Origin of the sequence: Amycolatopsis speibonae (assembly GCF_042647925.1) — a bacterium.
In the GTDB taxonomy this organism is placed as follows: domain Bacteria; phylum Actinomycetota; class Actinomycetes; order Mycobacteriales; family Pseudonocardiaceae; genus Amycolatopsis; species Amycolatopsis speibonae.
Window position 1 is genome coordinate 1 of sequence record NZ_JBHRWK010000095.1, and the last position, 1642, is coordinate 1642.

General features: G+C 67.3%; 1 protein-coding gene. It reads left to right on the plus strand.

Going from position 1 to position 1642, the window contains the following annotated elements:
• Positions 1–147 precede the first annotated feature (147 nt).
• On the plus strand, positions 148–1506 hold the full coding sequence (locus ACFOSH_RS39440) for an IS1380 family transposase (protein WP_378246084.1): 1359 nt from the start codon (positions 148–150) through the stop codon (positions 1504–1506).
• The last annotated feature ends 136 nt before the right edge of the window (positions 1507–1642 follow it).

Sequence of the window (1642 nt, forward strand, 5' to 3'; positions counted from 1 at the left end):
CCTGGATCCACCGATGATTGTGGTGAGTTGATCGTGTCGTAGGCGCGCAGATGCCCTCTGACTTGGGACGATTGGTCTTGCGACAGAACAATTCGGACCGAGTGAGAGGGCATCTGCTGGATGCGATCGTCTCATACCCGTGCCGCGGTGTCGGCACGCTTTGATGACCGGAGTGTCGTGGCCCATGCCGGGCTGGTGCCGCTGGTGAGGCTGACCGAGAACGTCGGGTTCGCCGACCTCGCGGCGGACAGGATCCGGATTCCGGGGTCGGCCGGGGCGAACCCGAGCGCGAAACTGCTCTCGATCGTGGCCGGGATGGCCGCTGGCGCGGACAGCATCGACGACCTGGACGTGCTGCGGGCCGGTGCGATAGCACGGCTGTTCGGTGGTGTCCGGGCGCCCTCGACGCTGGGGACGTTCCTGCGCGGGTTCGATATCGGCCATGCCGCGGCGCTGGAGGCGTTCGCCGCGCTGGTGCTGATCCGCCTGGCCCGGTCGACCGAGCGCCTGCTGCCCGGGGTGAGCGAGTACGCGTTCGTGGATCTGGACTCGAAGATCACCCAGGTCTATGGGCATCAGAAGGTCGGTGCGAATTACGGCTATACCAAGGTTCTGGGCTACAACTTCCTCGCCGCCACCCTGTCGAGCCCGGTCGCGGCGCCGGTGATCGTGGCAACCCGGCTACGCGGCGGCCAGGCCGACACCCGCCGGGGCGCCACCTCCTTCCTCATCCAGGCACTGCGCACCGCGCGTGGCTGCGGCGCCACCGGGAACCTGCTGGTCCGCGCCGATTCGGGCTACTACGTCTGCTCCCTGATCCACGCGATCACCGCGGCCGGGGCCCGGTTCTCCATCACCATGCCGCTCCACGCCCCGATCCTCACCTCGATCGAGAACATCGACGAACAGGCGTGGCAGCCGATCAGCTACGCCACCCCGGTCTTCGATCAGGGCACCGGCACCTGGATCCACACCGCCGACGTCGCCGAAACCCGCTACACCGCCTTCACAAATTCCACCGAGCACCCCGAAGGACCCGTCACCGCCCGGCTCATCGCCCGCCGCTACCGCGTCTTGGAACGCACCGCACAAGGCGAACTGTTCCCGGCCTGGCGCTACCACGCCATCTTCACCGACACCGGCCTGAACACCGTCGCCGCCGAAAAACAGCACCGCGACCGCGCCGGAACGATCGAGCAGGTCTTCGCCGACCTCAACAACTCCGCCCTCGCGCACTTCCCCTCCGGACAGTTCCACGCCAACGCCGCCTGGCTCACCCTCGCCGCCCTCACCCACAACCTGCTCCGCACTATCGGCGTCCTCGCCAGCCGACACCACGCCAGAGCCCGCACCAGCACCATCCGCCGCCACCTCATCGCCATCCCAGCACGACTCACCCGCACCGCCCGCCAGCTCACCCTCCACATCCCCGAAAACTGGCCCTGGCAACACAGCTGGACAGGCCTCTACACCACAACCGCCGCGCAACCACCCCCAACACCCTGACCCCGAACCCACCCCTACGACCGGAGACCACAGTGGACGCGCTGGACCAGCCAGCACACCCCAGCACGCCCACACCCACCAACAAGATCAACAAACCCCACCAAGATCACCAACAAAACCCACCGGTGGATCCAGG